Here is an 18,561-nt window from a genome sequence, read left to right on the forward strand (position 1 = left end):
TCGTGGCTCGACCTGCGGTCCGGGGCGGTCGAGGCGGATCGCTTGCCGGCCGAACTCCCCTGAAGCCCGGCCGATGCGCTCCTGTTACGGTCGTTCTAGCGCATCGGGGGGCGGCATGCACCCTCGCTCAAGTCGGACTTAAGAGGCTCCTGCCGGCCTCAACAGGCGGATCGCCCCGTCCCGCAGGGTGAGGACGTCGCCGCGGGCGAGGTCGGTCCAGCGTTCGTCCCGGGTCAGCGCCTGGGTGGCAATCACCGTGACCACGTCGCTCTCCGAGGTCTCCTGCGCGAAATTCACCTGCCAATCCTCGTCGATCAGGGTGGCGGTGCCGAACGGGGCGCGCCGGGTGAGGTAGCACAGGCGCTTGCCGCAATGGGCGTAGAGGGTGCGGCTGTCGGTCAGCAGCATGTTGAACACGCCCATGGCGTGCAGCTCGCCCGCGAGGTCCGCGACGGCGCGGTCCAGGGTGGCGGGACGGGGCAGGGCCCGGAACCGCGCCTGGAGGCGGCCGAGCATCCAGCAGAAGGCGTGCTCGCTGTCCGTCGAGCCGATCGGCATGAACCCGCCGAGCGGCAGACGCTTCACGCCCTTGAGTTGGCCGTTATGCGCGAAGGTCCACCGGCGGCCCCACAATTCCCGGGCGAACGGATGGGTGTTCTCCAGGCTGACCCGGCCGCGGTTGGCCTTACGCACGTGGGCGACGACGATGCGGCTCTTGATCGGCATGTCGCGCAGCAGCCGGGCCAGCTGCGAGCGCGAGCTCGGCTCCGGCTCGTGGAAGCTGCGGCAGGTCCGCCCGTCGTAGAAGCTGATGCCCCAGCCGTCGGCATGGGGCCCGGTTTCGCCGCCGCGCCGGGCCAACCCGGCGAACGAGAAGCGGATGTCGGTCGGCACGTTGGCGCTCATGCCGAGCAGTTCGCACATGATCTCCGACTTTCCACCCGAACCGCATCCGCGGGTCAGCGGATTTAGAGACGTTCGATCTTCGCGACAACCGACGTTTCAGTCGCTCTTCTGCGCATGCTCTAAAGCCCGCAGCACCGCGGCGGAGTCATGGCGGATCACGGTCAGATAGGCCAGCGTCGCGGCATCCGGCCGCGTGCGGCCCTGTTCAAGGTCGCGAAGGGTCCCGATCGGAAAGCCGAAGCGGGCCGCGAATTCGGCCTGCGTGAAACCGAGCTCCCGCCGCACGACCTTCACGTCGAGCGCCTGAGGACTGTGGACGCGATAGGTCCCCGGCTGGGCTTCGCCGCGGGCGATGGCGAGAGCCTGCTGCGCGGCCTCGACCAGCCCTTCACCGAACGCGGTCATCTCTCGCCTCTCGATACACATCGCATCCACCATGTGTGGATCACCCGTGCCTGTGCAAACCCGCGCGATACACTTCGACCAGGTCCGTCAGCGCCGCTCTGACGGCATGCCGCTCGGCATGGCTGATATCGACGCGCTGCCCCTTCGAAACCAGACGAAGCAAGATGGAGCCTCCAACCTTCACCGCGCCAGGTAATCCGTCAGCGTCATGCCGAACATGATGGCGACCCAGAAGAAGCCGATCCCCGAGAACAGCCGGATCAGCGGCGGCTCGTGGATCACCTCCATGGAGACCAGAAGGATCAGCGCCACCATCACGGCGACGACCAGGAGTTCGACGATCCAGACCTGGGCGAAGGGCAGGGTGGCGCCCAGGGTGACGTTGACCGCGAGCAGGGCCAGCAGCGCCAGGAAGGTCAGCACCGGCGTGCGCAGCCGGCGCCGGAGCAGGGCGCGGTCGTCGGCGCTCAAGGTGGCGAGGGGATTGCGCATCCTACCGGTTGACCACGTAGAGGATCGGGAAGGCCAGGATCCAGACCAGGTCGATGAAGTGCCAGTACAGGCCGTAGACCTCGATCCAGTTCTGGTGGCGGGACAGGAAGCCGGCCTTGGCAGCCATCCAGGTCATGCCGAGCAGGAGCGCGATGCCGGTGAACAGGTGGGCCGCGTGCAGGATCGTGGCGACGTAGTAGAGGTTCACGAACAGCCGCGCGGGCGGCGTCTCGGCCAGCGCGAAGGGCCGGCTGCCGAGGAACGGCATCATGTGCTCGGCCCAGTCGGCGTAATACTCGTAGCCCTTGAGCACCAGGAACAGGCCGCCCAGCGCCGCGGTGGCCAGCATCGCCCGGACCATGGCGCGCTGCCAGCCGATCCGCGAGAATTCGATCGCCATCGACATGGTCAAGCTGGAGCAGATCAGCACTACGGTGTTGGTGGCGCCGATCCAGAACTTGAGGTGCTTGGCCGCCGCGACGGTCGTCTCGGGGTGCTGGATCCGGACGATCAGCGCCACGAGGAACAGGGCCGAGAACAGTAAGAGTTCGGTGATCAGCCAGGCCCAGATGCCCAGCGTCGCGGCGGCGCGCTGCTGGGCCACCGTCTCGAAATGCCCGGCGCGGGCGACCCCGACGCCATCTGCCAGCCCTTCGCTCATCCGTGCTGGTCCTGGGCTTCCTGGGCCTGGATCGGGTAATCGTAGGGGATGCGCGGCACCGCCGGCGGCGACAGGAAGTTGTGCTTCGGCGGCGGCGAGGCGGTCTCCCATTCGAGCCCCTTGGCGTTCCAGGGGTTGGCGGGCGCCTTGCGGCCGAACCACAGGGAATAGACCAGGTAGAGCATCGGGAAGATGTAGCCGGCGGCCAGGATCGTGGCGCCGGCCGAGGACAGCACGTTGAGGAGCTGGAACTCGACCGGGTAGGTCGCGTAGCGCCGGGGCATCCCGAGATAGCCGAGGATGAACTGCGGGAAGAAGGTCACGTTGAAGCCGATGAAGATCAGCATCGCCGAGACCCGGCCCCAGGGCTCGCTGTACATCCGCCCGGTGAATTTCGGCCACCAGAAGTGCAGGCCGCCCAGGAAGGCCAGCACCGTGCCGCCGACCATGATGTAGTGGAAATGCGCGACCACGAAGTAGGTCGCGTGGATGTGCTGGTTGATCGCGAGCGTGGCGAGGTAGAGCCCGGTGAGGCCGCCCAGCACGAACAGGCCGATATAGCCCATCGCGTAGAGCATCGGCGTATCGAGCCGCAGGCTCCCCTTATGGATCGTGGCGGTCCAGTTGTAGACCTTGACGGCCGACGGCACCGCCACCGCGAACGACAGGGCCGAGAACACCAGCGAGGCCAGGTCGCTCTGGCCGTTGACGAACATGTGGTGCCCCCAGACGAAGAAGGTCACCGAGGCCAAACCGATCGACGCGTAGGCGACGAACCGGTAGCCGAACAGCTTCTTCTGCGCGAAGGCCGGGACGATCTCCGAGATCACCCCCATGCCGGGCAGGACCATGATGTACACGGCCGGGTGCGAGTAGAACCAGAACAGGTGCTGGAACAGCACCGGGTCGCCGCCATAGGCCGGGTCGAACACGCCGATGTGGAAGCCCCGCTCCATGATCAGCAGGATCAGCGCGGTCGTGATCACCGGCGTGGCGAGCAAAAAAATCAGGCTGGTGGCGTAGTGGGCCCAGACGAAGATCGGCAGCTTGAACCACGTCATGCCGGGCGCCCGCATGGTGTGGATGGTGACCACGAAGTTGAGCCCGGTGAGGATCGACGAGAAGCCCACGATGGTCACGCCGATCAGGGCCGGCAGCACCCAGGTGTTCGAGAAGGCGGTGGAGAGCGGCGCGTAGAAGGTCCAGCCGGTGTCGACGCCGCCGAGCACCAGCGAGACCAGGGTGAAGAACGCCCCGGCCATGAACACGTACCAGCTCGTCAGGTTCAGCTTGGGGAACGCCAGGTCCTTCGCCCCGATCATGAGGGGGATCAGGAAGTTGCCGAAGGTCGCCGGGATCGACGGGATCAGGAAGAACCACACCATCACGACGCCGTGGATGGTGAAGGCCTTGTTGTAGGTGTCGTTGGTCATGATCGCGCCGTTGGGCACGATCAGCGCCAGCCGGACCACGCCGGCCGCGACCGCCCCGATCACGAAGAAGCCGGTGATCGAGGTCAGGTACAGGATCGCGATGCGCTTGTGGTCGGTGGTGAGGAACCACGAGCGCAGCGTCGAATCCGCGTGAAGGTAGTCGGCCTTGCGCCCGATTGTGGCCTCCGGCGCGTGCGGCTCGCGGCGGGCCGTGCCGCCGACGCTGCCCGATGCGCTCATGGTGTCGCCCTCGTCGCCGTCATGGAGTGGCCTGCGCGGCCTTGCCGGAGGCCGGCGCCGTGTAGGATTTGAGAAAATCAATGAGCGTCCCGAGTTCGTCCTCCGGGATCCGGCCGGCGAAGCTCGGCATCACCTGCTTGTAGCCCTCGGCGAGCCGGTCGCCGTTCGGGTTCAGGATCTTTTCGCGCAGCCAGGCGTCGTCGGCCGCCACCGTGCGGCCGTCGGCGAGCTTCACTTGGCTGCCGTGGAGGCCGGCCAGGCTCGGGGCCTTCACGGCGGAGCCGGGATCGTGGCAGCCGGCGCAACCATAGGCCTCGTAGAGGGTGCGGCCGGCCGCGACCTTGCCCTGCTGCGCGCCGGCATGGGTCAGCCAGTCTTGGTAGTCGCCGGGATTCATGAAGCTGATCTCGCCGCCCATCACCGAATGGTCGGTGCCGCAATATTCCGAGCAGTAGAGGTGATAGGTGCCGATCTTGTCGGCCTTGAACCACAGGTCGGTGTAGCGGTCGGGGAGCGCCGCCACCTGCAAGCGCAGGGCCGGCAGGTAGAGGGCGTGGATCACGTCCTGGCTGATGATGCGCAGGCGGATCGGCTGCCCGATCGGCACGTGCAGGTCGTTGATCTCGGCCTGACCGGTGGGATGCTGGAACTTCCACATCCATTGCCGGCCGATCGCCTCGATCACCATGGCGTCCGGCGGGGCGTTCTTCGAGGCGATGAACACCCGGGCGCCCCAGACGAAGAAGATCAGCGTCAGCAGGAACGGGATCAGCATCCAGCTGATCTCGATGAGGTTGGAGCGGATGCCGGAGGGGCTGCGATCCGCCTCCGAACCCTCGCGGTAGCGCAGGGCGAAATAGGTGATCGCCACGAAGACCGGCACGGTCAGCAGCAGGGTCAGGACCGTGAAGGCCAGGATGAGCAGGTCCGTCTCGGTCGCGGTGCCGGAGACCGCGGCGGGCCAAAGTTCCAGGGCTGCGTGGTTCGGCGTCATCCTGCCTACCGTTCCGGCGCGTCGAGGGAGCGGCCGACGACGAGGTCCATCGCCCGATCGACCGGAATGCGGGCGCGGGTGCGGGCCGGATCGCTGTAGCCGTAGCCGGAGAGCCGCGCCTCGGCCGCGGCCCGCTGATGGTCGAGGTCGGCGTAGGGATCCGCCTGGAGGTTCGGCGGCGGCGGCGTCAGCGGCGCGGTCTGCTGCTTCGTCAGCGTCGGCAGGGCCCGCCGCTGGCTCGCGCTGAACGCGCCCATCATCCAGACCATGGTGCCGATCACGCTCAGGACGGACAGCGCCAGGCCCGCCATCACCAGCGCGGTGTTGCGGACCTTGACGTCCCGGGTCTCATAGCCGGGATCGTCGGGGTCGCGCGGGGCGTTGGCCGGCTTGCCCGGCGCGATGGCGCTCCCCGGGCGAGCGCCGAGCAGGCCGCTGCCGCGCAGGGTCAACCCGGCCAGGATCGCCGGGATCAGGCCGGGACCGGGACGCGGGCTCACGACGTCCTCCCGGCGCGCCGGGCGCCCGGCGCCGGGCGCCCGCGCAACAGCGGATGGAGCGCGGCGGCGAGGCAGGCCACCGCCAGGGCCGCGAACCCGTCCGCCGGACGGAGCACGAACCGGTCGCGCAGGGCCGGGGTGACCAGCCAGAACATCTCGAGGGCGTGCACCGCGAGCGCCGCGCCGGCCAGGACCCGGGTGGTCGGGCGGCCCGGCCGCAGGGTCGCGAGCCCGGCCAGCACCACCACGGCCCCGGCGCCGATCGACAGCCCGCGCCCGAGGCTGCCGCCCCGGGCGAAGTACCAGGCGACCTCCGGGGGCAGGTTGGCGGACCAGACGATCAGGAACTGCACGAAGTGCATGAACGCCCAGAGCCCGAGCAGCACCGCCAGGGGAACCAGCCGGCCGCGCCCGGGCGCCGTCCGGCCGCGGCCCACCGGCTCCGGCTCCTCCCAGGCGAGCAGGATCGCGGCCGCGAAGGCCAGCCCGCTCCAGGCGGTCATCACCAGCAGACCCAGCAGGGTCGAATCGAGCCGCGGGTCGAGGGAGGCGATCACGTCGGTGGTGAACAGCGTGCCGACCACCGCGTGGAGGCCCACCGCCGGCACGGTGCGGCCCTCGCCCGGCTCGTCGAAGGGCCGCGCGAACCGGATCGACAGCCAGGTCCAGGCGGCGAGATACGCGATCACCCGGGCCACGAAGAACGGCGTGGTGAACCAGTAAGCCGCCAGCGGGGTGCGGGGCGCCGCCCCGACCCACGGGTAGAGCACCGGCGCCGCGGCGAGCAGGGGCAGCCCCAGCAGCGCGGCCACCGGCATCAGCGCCATGAGCCGGCGCAGGCCCGCCAGCATCTCGATCCCGCCGCGTTCGCGCACGCGCTTGCCGAAGCGTTCGGCCACGATCGTCACCGGCAGGGCGCCGACCGGCAGCGCCAGCAGGACGAGCCAGGCCGCCAGGTAGGAGGACGCCGCGCCGCGCCAGCCGCCCGCGAGCCAGCAGGCGGCGAGCAGGCCGAGCCCGAGGAGGCCGATCAGTACGGGCCGGCTCATCGGGTCGCCTCCAGGCGGGCCCGGTCGTCCGGGGGCAGGCTCGCCACCACGGCGTCCTGGCTGAGCTGGAGCGCCCGGACATAGGCGACGATCGCCCAGCGGTCGGCCGACGGGATCATCTGGGCCATGCCGAACATCGCGCGCCGGCCGTTGCCGATGACGCCGTAGATCTCGGCGGCCGGGGCCCGGCGGAGCGGCTCGGCGGTGAGGTCGCCGGCCGGCGGGAAGCCGCGGGCCACGATCATGCCGCCGCCGCGCCCGTCCTGGCCGTGGCAGGGCGTGCAGAACACCCCGTAGCGCTCCCGGCCCCGGTCGATCAGGTCCCGGCCGATCGTCTGCGGCTGCGGCGCCTCGCGGGCCGGATCGACCCGCGGCACGGTCCCGGGCACCGGCTGGCGCATGGTGATCTGCCGGGGGAAGAACGGGTTCCGGTCCCAGGTCTTGGCCCGGGCCTGGTCGTCCATGTTGGCCTCGCCGCAGGCCGAGAGACCCGGCAGCGCCGCGACCAGGAGGAGGCTGGCGGCGCGCCTCATCGCGGGATCCTGCGGATCTCGAGGGGGCGCCCGGCCTCGGCCGCCAGGCCCGCGAGCCGGCGCTCGAACCGGCCCGCGTCGAAGCGGTCGTCGCGCGCCTCCGCGGAGAGGAAGAACCGGTCGTCCGAGGCGCGCAGGAAGCCCGGGATGTTGAAGGCCGGATGGTTCAGCCGCGGCAGGCGGTTGAGCACCAGCAGGGCGAGGTGGATCGCGATGCAGCCGGTCATCATCGCGAAGGAGATGCTCGGCACCACGAAGGACGGCCAGGACAGGCGCGGGCGCCCGCCGATCAGGAACACGTAGTCGTAGGCCGTGGCGTAGACGCAGAGCGCGTAGAAGCCCGCGCCGCCGAGCAGCGCGCCGGCGAGCGCGTAGGGGAGGATCGAGCGCCCCTCCAGGCCGAGGGAGCGCAGGGTCCGGGGCATCGGCACCGGTCCGTGCCCGTCGAGATGGACTTGGTCCGGGGGGCTGATCCCGGACACGGCCTGGAGCGCGGCGGCGAGGTCGGCCTGGCTGGCGAAGGTGGCGGACACGCCCCAGAGCGGCGCCGGACCCGGATCCTCCTCCGGGCGGGGGGCGGCGTGCGAGGCGGCCTCCCGGGCGGCGGCCTGGGTGCCCGGGGCGCGGGCCAGGGCGAGGCGGCGGCTCTCGATGATCGAGACGGCCGGCAGGTAGCGCAGGAACAGCAGCAGCAGGGTCAGGAACAGGCCGAGCGAGCCCGCGAAGGTGGCCACGCCCCAGGGATCCACCCCGTAGGGCAGCCGCGAGGACGGCAGGAAGTCCTGGGTCAGGGTGACGACCAGCACCATGACGTGGTCGGCGTAGGCGCCGGCCGCCACCAGGAGCCCGACCGCGGCGAGCGCGAGCGGCGCCGTGCGGGCCCGGGCCGACCACAACGCCTGGGCGGGCAGGACCAGCAGGAGGATCGCCGTCCAGGAGACCAGCGCGTGGTCGCCGGTCATGCGCCGCACCAGCACCGCCCGCGCCTCCGGGTCGCCGTTGAGGAACGTGTCGAAATACTCGGCCGCGTAGCAATAGGCGCTGGCGCAGCCGAGGCCGAGCAGCAGGCGGCCGAGGACGTCGAGATGGCGCACGCTCACCAGGGCGTCGAGGCCGTAGACGACGCGGATCAGCACCACGATCGCCGCCGTCATGCCGACGCCGGAATAGACCGCGTTCACCAGGAAGCTCACCGGCAGCAGCGTGCTGTGCCAGCCCGGCATCAGCGAGCCCGCCAGCATCACCGAGGCGCCGGTCTGGACCGAGACCACCAGCAGCACGCCGAGCAGCGCCACCGTCCGGTAGGCCTGGACCCAGATCTGCCAATGGGCCGCGGACCCGCGCCACCCGGAGGCGACGATGCCGTAGACCTGGGCGCGCAGCAGGGCGAGCCGGCGGGTCGGCGCCTTCGCGTCGGCCTGGCGCATCGCCTCCCCGAAGGCGCGGTCGCGCAGGGTGGCGAGGTCGGGCAGCAGGCCGATGAACCAGAGGCTGACGCAGACCACCAGGAAGGCCACGATGTCGATCGCGTCCCACAGGAGCGGCGAGCGGAACTGCGGCCACAGGTCGTAGGTGTTGGGGTAGGGCAGGTTCCAGAAGAAGAACCACGGCCGGCCGAGATGGATGATCGGATAGAGTCCGGCCGCCGCGGTGGCGAGCAGCGCCAGGGTCTCGGCGATGCGGTTCACCGCCCCGCGCCACTCGGCCCCGAGCAGCAGCAGCACCGCCGAGACCAGCAGGCTGCCGGAGGCGACGCCGATCCACCAATCGTAGCTGGCGATGTCCAGCGCCCAGACGACGGCGTTGTTGTTGGCCCAGATCCCGGGCCCCGCGTAGAGCAAGTAGCCGAGGGTGAAGCCGAACACGCCGAGCAGCGCCACGGCCCCCGCGAAGGCGATCCACCAGCGCCGGTTGCGCGGATGCGTCAGGGGAATCGCGGTGACCGCGCCGCCGATGCCCTGGAGGGTTTCCTCCGGCCGGATCAGCGGACCACTTACGAGCGCGCCGGCCATGCTCAGCCCTCCCGTCCGGCCGGATCGGACGCGGGCGCCAGTCCGGCGAGATAGGTGGTGCGCGGGCGCGTGTTGAGGTGGCCGAGCAGCGCGTATTCCCGCGTGTCCTTGCGGGCGGCCGAGACCTGGCTTCCCGGGTCGGCGACGTTGCCGAAGGTGATCGCCCGGGTCGGGCAGGCGCCCTGGCAGGCGGTCTCGACGGCGCCGTCCGGGATCGGCGCGTGGGCGTCCTTGGCCGAGGTGATCCGGGCGGCCGTGATGCGCTGGATGCAGTAGGTGCACTTCTCCATGACGCCGCGGGCCCGGACCGTGACCTCGGGGTTGCGCTGCTGCTGCTGCACCGGGGTCATGCCGCCGGTGTAGTCCAGGTAGTTGAAGCGGCGGACCTTGTACGGGCAGTAGCTCTGGCAGGTCCGGGTCCCGACGCAGCGGTTGTAGACCTGCAAGTTCAGGCCCTCGCTGTCGTGCAGGGTCGCCTCGACGGGGCAGCCGACCTCGCAGGGCGCCTGCTCGCAATGCATGCACGGCACCGGCTGGAAATGCGTCGTCGGCGCATCGAGCCCGCCCGCGTAGTAGCGGTCCACCCGCAGCCAACCCATCCAGCGGCCGAGTTCGACCTCGGTGCGCCCGACCACCGGGATGTTGTTCTCCGCCTGGCAGGCGGTGACGCAGGCGTTGCAGCCGGTGCAGGCGTCGAGGTCGATCGCCATGCCCCATTGCGCCGCGACCCAGCGGTCCTGGTTCTCCGGCGGCGGGTAGAACGAGGCCGGCGCCGGCGCGCCCCTGGGGTCGCCCACCGGCGCGGCACCGACCGCCTGGACGCGGACGATGTCCTGCCCCTCCATCGTGCCGAGATGCTGGGTGGTCGCCGGCATCCGGCGCCGTCCGGTCTTCGTCAGCCGCGCGCCGGACAGCCGCCACGGCGTCCCGGTCGGGCGCAGGGCGGCGGCATCGTAGCCGAGGCCGCTGGACAGGTGGTCGGGCACGCTGCGGCCGTAGCCGAGGCTCAGCGTCACGGTGTCGGCGGCCTGGCCGGGCTGGATCCAGGCGGCGCCCTCGACGGCGCGCCCCTCCGCCTCGACCCGCACGATGTCGCCGGTGGCGATGCCCTCCCGCTCGGCCAGATGCGGGCTGAGCGCGATGACGTTCTCCCAGACGACCTTGGTGAGCGGCTTCGGCAGCTCCTGCAGCCAGGCGAGGTCGGCGTGGGTGCCGTCCCAGACCGTGGGATCCGGGCGGAACACCACCTCGATCCCGGGTTCGGCAGAGGATCGGGCGGGGGGCCGGGCAGAGGGCTGAGGACCGCCGCCCTCCTGCGTGAGCGCGACATCCTCGGCCGCAGCCGCGCTGTCGGGCCAGAAGCCCCGGCGCAGGGCATCGGAGAAGCGCGCCTCGAACGCCGCCGCGTCCTCGCCCTCGGTCCGCCAGCGCGCCTTGAGCAGGGCGAGCGCGTCGGCGCCTTCCTCGCCGCCGCGTCCGTCGGTGAGGAAGGCCAGCATGTCCTGGAGGGTGCGGCCGTTGTAGAGCGGCGCCACCGTCGGCTGGATCAGCCCGACCGTGCCGTCGAGGGAGCGGACGTCACCCCAGCTCTCCAGCGGATGGGCGGCGGGCAGGTGCCAGTCGGCATGCGCGCCGGTCTCGTCGTAGTAGAGCCCAGCATGGATCTTGAGCGGCACGCGCTCCATCCGGGCGGCGAAGTCGAGGGCGCCCGGGGCGTCGTAGACCGGGTTGGCGCCGAGCACGATCAGGGCCTTGACGGCGCCGCGCTCCATCGCCTCCGCCAGGTCCGCCAGCGTCCCGGCCCCCTGTTCGGCCACGGGCATCGTGTGCCGCAGGGTCGCCCCGGTATTGCCGAGCGCGCCGTTGAGGCGGTGGACCAGGGCGTGCAGGTCCGGGCTCGCGGTCAGCCCGGCCGTGACGATGCCGGCGCCGCGCGCCTCGGTGAGGGCCTTGGCGGCGCGCCTCGTCCAGCGGGACACCGGATCGTCGCCCGCCGCCGCCCCGGCGCCGGCAGCCACCGCCAAAAGATCCCGCGCCAGGTCTTCGAGGCGTCCGGCCGGGACGGGGACGCCGTGATCCGCCTTGGCGCTGGTGAGGGTGGGGGTCGGCGCCGCGGCGTGGAGGGTCAGCAGGCGGCCCTCGGCGTAGGCGGCGCGACGGGCCGCGCTCCACCGCCCCGACAGGCCGACCTGGCCTGGGCCGAGGTCGAGGAAGTCGCCGTCCAGGGACACGATGGTGCGCGCCCGATCGAAATCGGACCGCGTCTCCAGCGGCCGGCCGTAGGCCCGGCGGGCACCCTCGTAGATCGCGTCGCGGCCGGCGCCGGCGCCGACATACCAGCGCAGCTCCGGGTAGGCGGCCCGCATCCGGGCGATCTGCGCCGCGACGGTGGGCGAGGTCACCGGCCCGGTCACCAGCGCCACGCCCGCACCGCCGGCCTCGCGCCAGGCCGGAATCTGCGCCTGCAGGGCCGTGCGGAATGCCGCCCAGGAACTTGGGCGGCCGAGGTGCTGCACCGCCTGCGAGCGGAACGGGTCGTAGAGGCCGAGCACCGAGGCCTGGGCCAGCACGTCGGTGCCGCCGCGGCTCCAGGGGTGATCGGGATTGCCCTCGATCTTCAGCGGCCGGCCGTTGCGGGTGGTGACCAGGATCCCGTTGCCGAACCCGTCGAACACCGCCGAGGAGGCGTAGGAGAGGTCCGTGCCCGGCACGATCCGCTCGGGCTGGTTGACGTAGGGCACCTCGTAATCGCGCCCGCCCTCCGCGCCGCAGGCCGTGAGGCCGCCGAGCGCGAAGGACGCCGCCATCAGCTTGAGGAAGCCGCGCCGCTCCGGGGCGGCGGCGAGCCGGGCGGCCGAGGGGAACTCGGCCGCGAGGTAGTCGCGGAATTCCGGACTGTCGGCGACGGCGTCGAGGCTGCGCCAGAAGCGCGGGCCGTCGCCGCCGGCGAGTTTCTGGCGCAGGGCCGCGATGTCGGATCCGCTGGTCATCGGTGGCAGATCCCGCACTCGGTGAGCCGCGCACCGCCGCGGATATGGTACTCGGCCACCAGCTTTGGCCCCAGCGTCGCCTGGTCGGCCGGCGGCGTCCAGGTCATGTTCCAGACCTGGTCGGGCGTGCGGACGTACTTCTCCGGCGCCCGGTGGCAATCGAGGCAGAACTGCATCTCGAAGGCGTTCGCCCGGTAGGTCATCTGCATCGACGTCACGTCGCCGTGGCAGGTCGAGCAGCCGATGCCCTTCGTCACATGCACCGAGTGGTTGTAGTAGACGTATTGCGGCAGCTTGTTCAGCCGCACCCATTCCAGCGGCTTGTCCTGCGCGTAGCTGTCGCGCACCGGCTTGAGCATCGTCGAACCGGTCCAGATCTGCGAGTGGCAGGTCATGCAGGTATGGGTCGGCGGGATGCCGGCGGTGGCCTCCTTGTCGACGGTGGTGTGGCAGTACCGGCACTCGATGCCGAGCTCGCCGGAATGGTGCTTGTGGCTGAAGGGCAGGGGCTGAGCCGGCGCGATGCCGACGCCCGTGACGTAGTTCGAGCGCACGATCCCGGCCGCCAGCACCGGCAGGCCGACCAGGCAGGCCACCCCGGTCATCAGGGCGAGCCGGTAGGTTGCATCCGCGCCGGGGGTGAAAAGCTGCGCCATCAGGCGCTCCCGCACAGGGGGCGGATGCTCCCGCGCGATGCGCAGCAAAGCCCGCCGGGCAGGCGGGTCCGGTCGCCGGGCTCGATCTGCTCACCCCCTCGCCGCAAGCGTCGCCCCACCGTTGATCCCGGGTTGAAGTGTGCGGTGCACCGGTCCGTCCGCGCAATGCGACCAAAGCGGCCGGCCCTCGCCGACGAACCTAGAGCTTTTCCAGACGGGGGCTAGAACATGGATCACCATGCCGGTCGCCCGTCGCGCCCGGCCCTCGACACTTCCCGCCGGCGGCGCGAAGGCCTATGCGCTGCCTGACCCGTCGGGCGCGGCGGCCCCATTGCCCGTCGCCGCCCCACCCCGGACCTGCCTCGGACCCCTATGGATTCCGACCCCATCGTCCTGACCTGGCGCGCGGCGCGGCGCCTGCACACCACCGCGGCCGCCCTCGCGGTCGGGGTCGGCGCCCCGCTCTGCGCGCTCGCCCTGCTGTGTCTGCGCGATCTCGTCGCGGTGCTACCGCGCGACGAAGCGCCGGCGCTGCCGTTCCTGCGGCTCGCCCTGTCGCTGCCCGGCCACGACGTCGTGCTGGCGCACGGCTTCCCGATGCGCCCGGCGGAGCTGGAGCTCGCCGCCTTCCTGTGCATCGCCGCCTGCGCGCTGGCGCTCGCCGGAATCGGCTGGATCGTGGCGCGCCTGTGCTTCAAGGCGCAGAACCGGGCCGCGGACGCCGTGCGGGAGAGCGTCCTGCAGGCGATCCTCGACGCACCGGCCGGAGCCCGGGACGAGGCCCGCAGCCTCGCCCGCCTGGTCGGCGAGGTGCTGGGACGGGGCGACCGGCTGCTCGCCGCCGGCATCGTCCTCCCGGCGATGACGCTCGCCGCTTTGCTCCTGGCCCTCGGCTTCGCGGCGCTCGCCGCACCGCGCCTGATCCCGGCTGCGGCGGTCGGCCTGGCGGCGATCGGGCTCGCCTACGGGCTGGTCCTGGATCGCGCCCGGGACCGGCAGGACCTGCGCCTGCGTTCCAGCGCCCGGGCCGAAGCGAACCTGAACGACCTGGTCCGCCGGCTGCCGGCCGTCCGCGTCCACGGGGCCGCCGCCCTCGAACGGACGCGCATCGCGGCCCGGGTCGCGGCGACCCGCGCCAAGGTGGCCCGGGCCGAGGCGCGGCTGGCCTACGCGCGGGCCCCCGCGCTGGCCCTGGCGGTGATCCTCCCGGCCATCGCCATCGGCACCGCCCTGTGGCGCTCCGCGGAGACCGGCGGCCCGCCGGCGGCGCCGGTCGATCCGGCCGCCCTGCTCGCGGCCACCGGGGCGTTCGGCCTCGCCGGCTGGCTCGCCGGCATCTGCGCCCGGCTCTGGACGGTGCGCAAATCCGTCCGGCCGCGCTTCCGCGACCTCGCCCGCATCATCGCCCTGCTCCAGGGCCGGCAGGCCCGGGCGCCCCGGCCGGGGCTCGCCCCGCAGCCGCTGCCCCGGTCCGGGATCCTGGCGACCCAGGGCGTCGGCGCCTTCGACGCGGCGACCGGCGAACGCCTGACCGGCGTCGACGTCGCCGTCACCATGCCGGGCCACGTGGCGATCACCGGCAGCCGGGGCAGCGGCGCCCGGGTGCTGGCGGCCGTGCTGGCCGGTCAGGTCGAGCCGACGGCGGGCGCAGTCACCTACGCGGGCTCCGACCTGCGCGGCTTCGATGCCGCGGAGCGCGCCCGGCGCATCGCCTTCGCGGCCGGGGAGGCGATCCTGATCGAGGGCTCGCTCCGGCAGAACCTGCTCTACGGCACCGAGCCGGCCAACGCCCCCGACGACATCGGGCTGATCGGGATCAGCCGGCTCGCCGGGCTCGACGGCTTCGTCTACGCCCGCGGCCTGACCGGCCGCCTCGACCCGGCGAGCCAGCCCCGGCTGGCGGCGGCGATCGTCGCGGCCCGCCGGACCATGCGGGCGGCCCTGGCCGCCAAGGGGGCCGAGCGCCTGGTCGAGCCGTTCGACCCGGCCCGCTACAACCATCAGGCGAGCATCGGCGAGAACATCCTGTTCGGCGAGCCGGTGGGCGGGGCCTTCGCGCCCCTGCGGTTCGCCCGCCATCCGTACCTGCGGGCGGTGCTGGAGGCCGAGGAGCTGGTGCGACCGCTCACCGAGATCGGCCTGTCGGTGGCGCGCAGCACCGTGGAGATCTTCGCGGATCTGCCCAACGACCATTCGCTGTTCGACAATTATTCGCTGTTCCAGGCCTCGGAGCGCGGCTACTTCGAAGATCTGGTGGTCCGCCTGCCCAATGCCGCGAGCCTGCGCCGCGGATCGGCCGGCCAGCGCGACCGCACCCGGCTGATCGGCCTGGCTTTGCGCTACAGCGAGTCCCGCCACCGCTTCGGGCTGATCGACACCGCGTTCGAGCGGCGGCTGGTCCAGGCGCGCCGCTCCTTCGCCCGGATGCTGCCGCCCCACCTCGCCGGCGCCGTCGAGTTCCACGATCCCGGCCGGGTCAATCCGGCCGCCAGCCTGGAGGAGAACCTGCTGTTCGGCCGGATCAGCCTCGGCGAGGCCAACGCGGAGCCCCGGGTGCGGGCGCTGGTGCAGCGCGTGCTCGCCGACGAGGGCCTCGAAGCCTCGGTCTACGGGCTCGGCCTGGACAGCAAGGTCGAGATCCAGCCCAGCACCGGCGCGCTGGCCGACGGCGCGATCAACGCCCGGGAGCGCGTCGCGATCGAGCTGGGGCGCTGCCTCGCCCGCGAGCCCGACATCCTGGTGGTCGCGGTGGCACCCGACGAGCGCAAGGTCGAGGGCGTGCGCGAGCGCCTCGCCCGGCTTCGGCAGGCCCGGGCCGGGCGCGGCTTCATCGTCTGCCTGCCCGAATCGGGGGTGCCCGACGGGATCGCGCCGTTCGACGCGGTGATCGCGGTGGAGAACAGCGCCGTGGTCGCCCCGCCGGCCATCGAGGCCGCGGGCGCCGTCGGCGCGGAGCCGGCCCTGGCGTGACCGGCGGCCGTCACGGGCGCGACGGCCTCACGACGGCCGCAATGCCGGGTCAGCCTCCCAGGACCGTGCACGGCCGCGTTCCCGTCCGGCCGATGCGGCGCGGACGGTTCATGCCCCTTCCGATACCGAGATCCTTCTCCGCCGGCCTCGTGCTGCTGACCGTCTGCGGTTCCGTCACGGCGCAGGCCGGGAAGGCCGACGCGCCGATCCCGGCCGCGACGCTCGCCCTGATGGCGCAGAAAGGCACCAGTGCCGCCGCCCCGGTGCTGTTCCGGGCCTACAAGAAGGAATCCGAGATCGAGGTCTGGAAGAAGGGCCCGTCCGGGTACGTCCACATCAAGACCTTCCCGATCTGCCGCTGGTCCGGACAGCTCGGGCCCAAGCGCAAGAGCGGCGACCGGCAGACCCCGGAGGGGTTCTATGCGGTGCCCCGGCGCCAGATGAATCCGAACTCGCACTATTACCTGTCCTTCGACGTCGGCTATCCCAACGCCTACGACCGCGCCCATGGCGGCACCGGCTCGGCCGTGATGGTGCACGGCATCTGCTCGTCGATGGGCTGCTTCGCCATGACCGACGGCACGGTCGGGGAGATCTACGCCATCGCCCGCGAGGCCCTGAACGGCGGGCAGGTGGCGTTCCAGTTCCAGTCCTACCCGTTCCGGATGAGTGCCGAGAACATGGCCCGCCACCGCGCCGACCCGAACATCGGGTTCTGGCGCGAACTCAAGGCCGGCTCGGACCGGTTCGAGGCGAGCAAGGAGGAGCTGCAGGTCTCGGTCGTCGCCGGCCGCTACGCCTTCGCGCCGTCCCGGGACCCCGCGCGGGAAGCCGCGGTCGCGACCCACCGCGCCATCGAGGAGGCCCGGATGGCGGCGCTCGCCGAATCCGGCGAGCCGGCCGTGCGCACGACCTACTCCGACGGCGGCCAGCACGCCTTCTGGGCGGCCTACACCGCCCGGGGCGGCGCGGTCGGCGACATCAGCCGCCCCGAGGCGCTGGCCTTCGCCGGCCAGGAGGTGGTGGTGGTGCCGGGTCACCGGGCGCCGCGGCCGGTGCCGGAGTCCGTCTGGGCCGCCTGGGCCGCGCCCGATTCCGCGCTCGCGCTGCGGCGGATGGCGGGCTTCGTTCCGGTCTACGAGCGGGCGCCGGACCCGTTCGGGGCGCTGGCGGGCCGGCTCCCGGTGCGCTACGGCGACGGCCTGCCCGCGCTGCTGGCAGCAGCCTTGAGCGAAACCCCGGGCGCATTCGGCGGGGCACCGATTCCCGGCGGCGTCAACGCCGGGCTTGTCGCCTCCGCCGAGCGATTCTAAGGGTGCCGAAGGGCCCGGACGCGGCCCGTCCGTGTGCGCGGCCGCACATCACGACGGCCTGCGACCCCCCAATTCATTGTAAGGCAGGGGATGAGCGGTACTCCTGTCCCGTCGGCCTGCCGTAATCAGCGCTACCTTCCCGGAACGGCGACGGGGTTTCGATCGTAACGGATTGGGACCGACTGTCCGCAGATTCGTGATCGCCATGTCCAAGTGTTCCGAGCCGACTATCCGTGCGGCCGACGAGGGCCTCGTCCTCCGATTCTGGGGCGTTCGTGGCTCGACGCCGGTCAGCGGTCCGCAATACGCCGAATTCGGCGGCAGCACGCCGTGTCTCGAGGTGCGCTGCGGCGAGCGGATGTTCGTGGTCGATGCCGGCTCCGGCATCTACAACCTCGGCCAGGGCCACCGCACCGATCTCCCCCGGGAAGTCGACCTCCTGTTCAGTCACCTGCACCTCGACCACACGGCGGGCCTTCCGTTCTTCAAGCCGGCGGTCCTCGACTGCGACCGGGTGATCAACACCTATTGCGGCAACCTCGGCGGCGAATCGGCCGGCCCGACGCTCGACCGCCTGTTCGCGCCGCCGCTGTTCCCGGTTACGCTCGACAGGCTGTGCTGCACGTTCAACCATCACGGCTTCGAGGCCGGGCAGTCCCTGACCTTCCCGGACGGCGCCCGGGTCGACACGATCCTGCTGAACCACCCGCAGGGCTCGGTGGGCTACCGCTTCGAGCATGGCGGCCGGCGCCTGTGCCTGATCAGCGACATCGAGCACAGCGATCCCTGGCCGGATCCCGAGCTGGCCCGGTTCGTCGAAGGCGCCGACCTGATGGTCTACGACGGCATGTTCACGGACGGCGAGTATCCGACCTGCCGCGGCTGGGGCCACTCCACCTGGCAGAAGGGCGTCGAGCTGGCCCGGACGGCCGGGGTCAAGGCGCTGGCGATCATCCACCTGCATCCGGCCCATTCGGATACGGCGCTGCGCGACATGGAGGCGGACCTCAAGGCGGAGATGCCCACCGCCTTCATCGCCCGCGAGAGCCAGAGCATCACGGTCGGCGCGCCGCGTTCGGTGAGCCGGGGCGCCGACGGGCGACCGGCGGTGGCGCGGGAGATCCGCCGCCGGATCAAGGTCGCCTGACCCCGCCGGTCAGACCGAGCGCCGGCCGCGCGTCCGGCTGAACCGGCGATAGGCGAACAGGACGAACAGCGCGACGCCGATGGTCAGGATGCTCCAGCCGTAATTGGTGACGAGCTGGGCATCGATCGGGTGGCCGATCAGGCCCAGCGCGACGAGCAGTCCGAAGACAGCGATCACCGCCGAGACGAGCATCCCTAGAATCATCATGGTCCCCGGCGCGTCCCGGCCGGCGCACGGCCCGGCGAAGTCGTCCGTGGAAA

General features: G+C 71.8%; 16 protein-coding genes. 3 read left to right on the forward strand and 13 right to left on the reverse strand.

Translation table 11 applies throughout. From position 1 onward, the window contains the following. Positions 1–138: 138 nt before the first annotated feature. From MFF40_RS02765 to MFF40_RS02820, 12 genes are all read right to left on the reverse strand, one after another. Positions 139–924 carry a class II glutamine amidotransferase gene (locus MFF40_RS02765; protein ID WP_147897178.1) on the reverse strand — a complete coding sequence of 262 codons (786 nt, stop codon included), beginning with the start codon at positions 922–924 and terminating at the stop codon, positions 139–141. A gap of 78 nt (positions 925–1,002) precedes the next feature. Further along, a complete protein-coding gene (locus MFF40_RS02770; RefSeq protein WP_238259610.1) occupies positions 1,003–1,311 on the reverse strand; it encodes a helix-turn-helix domain-containing protein in 309 nt (102 codons plus the stop codon). 180 nt (positions 1,312–1,491) lie between these two features. Further along, on the reverse strand, positions 1,492–1,803 hold the full coding sequence (locus tag MFF40_RS02775; protein ID WP_238259612.1) for an oxidase: 312 nt from the start codon (positions 1,801–1,803) through the stop codon (positions 1,492–1,494). A 1-nt stretch (position 1,804) separates the two neighbouring features. Continuing rightward, a complete protein-coding gene (locus MFF40_RS02780) occupies positions 1,805–2,464 on the reverse strand; it encodes a cytochrome c oxidase subunit 3 (RefSeq protein ID WP_238259614.1) in 660 nt (219 codons plus the stop codon). Then, positions 2,461–4,137, reverse strand: coding sequence for a cytochrome c oxidase subunit I (locus MFF40_RS02785; protein ID WP_238259616.1), 1,677 nt, complete (start codon positions 4,135–4,137; stop codon positions 2,461–2,463). Before MFF40_RS02785 ends, MFF40_RS02780 begins: the two co-directional genes overlap by 4 nt. 19 nt (positions 4,138–4,156) lie before the next feature. After that, positions 4,157–5,131: a cytochrome c oxidase subunit II gene (coxB, locus tag MFF40_RS02790; RefSeq protein WP_147897173.1), complete on the reverse strand. Its 975-nt coding sequence runs from the start codon at positions 5,129–5,131 to the stop codon at positions 4,157–4,159. A 5-nt stretch (positions 5,132–5,136) separates the two neighbouring features. After that, positions 5,137–5,631, reverse strand: a complete 495-nt coding sequence (locus tag MFF40_RS02795) for a hypothetical protein (protein ID WP_147897172.1) — start codon at positions 5,629–5,631, stop codon at positions 5,137–5,139. Next, positions 5,628–6,680 carry a hypothetical protein gene (locus tag MFF40_RS02800; protein WP_238259618.1) on the reverse strand — a complete coding sequence of 351 codons (1,053 nt, stop codon included), beginning with the start codon at positions 6,678–6,680 and terminating at the stop codon, positions 5,628–5,630. Before MFF40_RS02800 ends, MFF40_RS02795 begins: the two co-directional genes overlap by 4 nt. Next, positions 6,677–7,213 carry a c-type cytochrome gene (locus MFF40_RS02805; protein ID WP_147897170.1) on the reverse strand — a complete coding sequence of 179 codons (537 nt, stop codon included), beginning with the start codon at positions 7,211–7,213 and terminating at the stop codon, positions 6,677–6,679. Before MFF40_RS02805 ends, MFF40_RS02800 begins: the two co-directional genes overlap by 4 nt. Next, positions 7,210–9,225, reverse strand: coding sequence for a DUF3341 domain-containing protein (locus MFF40_RS02810; protein WP_238259620.1), 2,016 nt, complete (start codon positions 9,223–9,225; stop codon positions 7,210–7,212). The genes MFF40_RS02805 and MFF40_RS02810 overlap by 4 nt, the downstream gene beginning before the upstream one ends. A gap of 2 nt (positions 9,226–9,227) precedes the next feature. Next, entirely contained in the window at positions 9,228–12,215 is a 2,988-nt protein-coding gene (locus tag MFF40_RS02815) for a TAT-variant-translocated molybdopterin oxidoreductase (protein WP_238259622.1), read from the reverse strand. Continuing rightward, positions 12,212–12,871: a cytochrome c3 family protein gene (locus MFF40_RS02820; RefSeq protein WP_147857638.1), complete on the reverse strand. Its 660-nt coding sequence runs from the start codon at positions 12,869–12,871 to the stop codon at positions 12,212–12,214. Before MFF40_RS02820 ends, MFF40_RS02815 begins: the two co-directional genes overlap by 4 nt. A gap of 372 nt (positions 12,872–13,243) precedes the next feature. On the opposite strand from MFF40_RS02820, the gene MFF40_RS02825 reads away from it, so the two are divergent. The 3 genes from MFF40_RS02825 (at position 13,244) to MFF40_RS02835 (ending at position 18,301) form a co-directional block, all read left to right on the forward strand. Continuing rightward, complete coding sequence (locus MFF40_RS02825) at positions 13,244–15,841, forward strand: P-loop NTPase family protein (protein WP_238259624.1); 2,598 nt, start codon at positions 13,244–13,246, stop codon at positions 15,839–15,841. Between the two features lie 110 nt (positions 15,842–15,951). Further along, entirely contained in the window at positions 15,952–17,154 is a 1,203-nt protein-coding gene (locus tag MFF40_RS02830) for a L,D-transpeptidase family protein (RefSeq protein ID WP_238259625.1), read from the forward strand. A 205-nt stretch (positions 17,155–17,359) separates the two neighbouring features. Then, positions 17,360–18,301 carry an MBL fold metallo-hydrolase gene (locus tag MFF40_RS02835; protein WP_147856792.1) on the forward strand — a complete coding sequence of 314 codons (942 nt, stop codon included), beginning with the start codon at positions 17,360–17,362 and terminating at the stop codon, positions 18,299–18,301. A gap of 9 nt (positions 18,302–18,310) precedes the next feature. Here the strand turns inward: MFF40_RS02835 and MFF40_RS02840 are convergent, their stop codons facing one another. Beyond that, entirely contained in the window at positions 18,311–18,505 is a 195-nt protein-coding gene (locus MFF40_RS02840) for a hypothetical protein (RefSeq protein ID WP_147856793.1), read from the reverse strand. Positions 18,506–18,561: the final 56 nt, after the last annotated feature.

Source organism: Methylobacterium mesophilicum (assembly GCF_022179445.1).
Taxonomy (GTDB): domain Bacteria; phylum Pseudomonadota; class Alphaproteobacteria; order Rhizobiales; family Beijerinckiaceae; genus Methylobacterium; species Methylobacterium mesophilicum.

What these genes read in the sequence shown, in the direction of transcription:
- MFF40_RS02765 (WP_147897178.1), bottom strand. Translation starts at nt 924, where the DNA reads ATGTGCGAACTGCTCGGCATGAGCGCCAACGTGCCGACCGACATCCGC.
- MFF40_RS02770 (WP_238259610.1), bottom strand. Translation starts at nt 1,311, where the DNA reads ATGACCGCGTTCGGTGAAGGGCTGGTCGAGGCCGCGCAGCAGGCTCTC.
- MFF40_RS02775 (WP_238259612.1), bottom strand. Translation starts at nt 1,803, where the DNA reads ATGCGCAATCCCCTCGCCACCTTGAGCGCCGACGACCGCGCCCTGCTC.
- MFF40_RS02780 (WP_238259614.1), bottom strand. Translation starts at nt 2,464, where the DNA reads ATGAGCGAAGGGCTGGCAGATGGCGTCGGGGTCGCCCGCGCCGGGCAT.
- MFF40_RS02785 (WP_238259616.1), bottom strand. Translation starts at nt 4,137, where the DNA reads ATGAGCGCATCGGGCAGCGTCGGCGGCACGGCCCGCCGCGAGCCGCAC.
- coxB (WP_147897173.1), bottom strand. Translation starts at nt 5,131, where the DNA reads ATGACGCCGAACCACGCAGCCCTGGAACTTTGGCCCGCCGCGGTCTCC.
- MFF40_RS02800 (WP_238259618.1), bottom strand. Translation starts at nt 6,680, where the DNA reads ATGAGCCGGCCCGTACTGATCGGCCTCCTCGGGCTCGGCCTGCTCGCC.
- MFF40_RS02805 (WP_147897170.1), bottom strand. Translation starts at nt 7,213, where the DNA reads ATGAGGCGCGCCGCCAGCCTCCTCCTGGTCGCGGCGCTGCCGGGTCTC.
- MFF40_RS02810 (WP_238259620.1), bottom strand. Translation starts at nt 9,225, where the DNA reads ATGGCCGGCGCGCTCGTAAGTGGTCCGCTGATCCGGCCGGAGGAAACC.
- MFF40_RS02815 (WP_238259622.1), bottom strand. Translation starts at nt 12,215, where the DNA reads ATGACCAGCGGATCCGACATCGCGGCCCTGCGCCAGAAACTCGCCGGC.
- MFF40_RS02820 (WP_147857638.1), bottom strand. Translation starts at nt 12,871, where the DNA reads ATGGCGCAGCTTTTCACCCCCGGCGCGGATGCAACCTACCGGCTCGCC.
- MFF40_RS02825 (WP_238259624.1), top strand. Translation starts at nt 13,244, where the DNA reads ATGGATTCCGACCCCATCGTCCTGACCTGGCGCGCGGCGCGGCGCCTG.
- MFF40_RS02830 (WP_238259625.1), top strand. Translation starts at nt 15,952, where the DNA reads ATGCCCCTTCCGATACCGAGATCCTTCTCCGCCGGCCTCGTGCTGCTG.
- MFF40_RS02835 (WP_147856792.1), top strand. Translation starts at nt 17,360, where the DNA reads ATGTCCAAGTGTTCCGAGCCGACTATCCGTGCGGCCGACGAGGGCCTC.
- MFF40_RS02840 (WP_147856793.1), bottom strand. Translation starts at nt 18,505, where the DNA reads ATGATTCTAGGGATGCTCGTCTCGGCGGTGATCGCTGTCTTCGGACTG.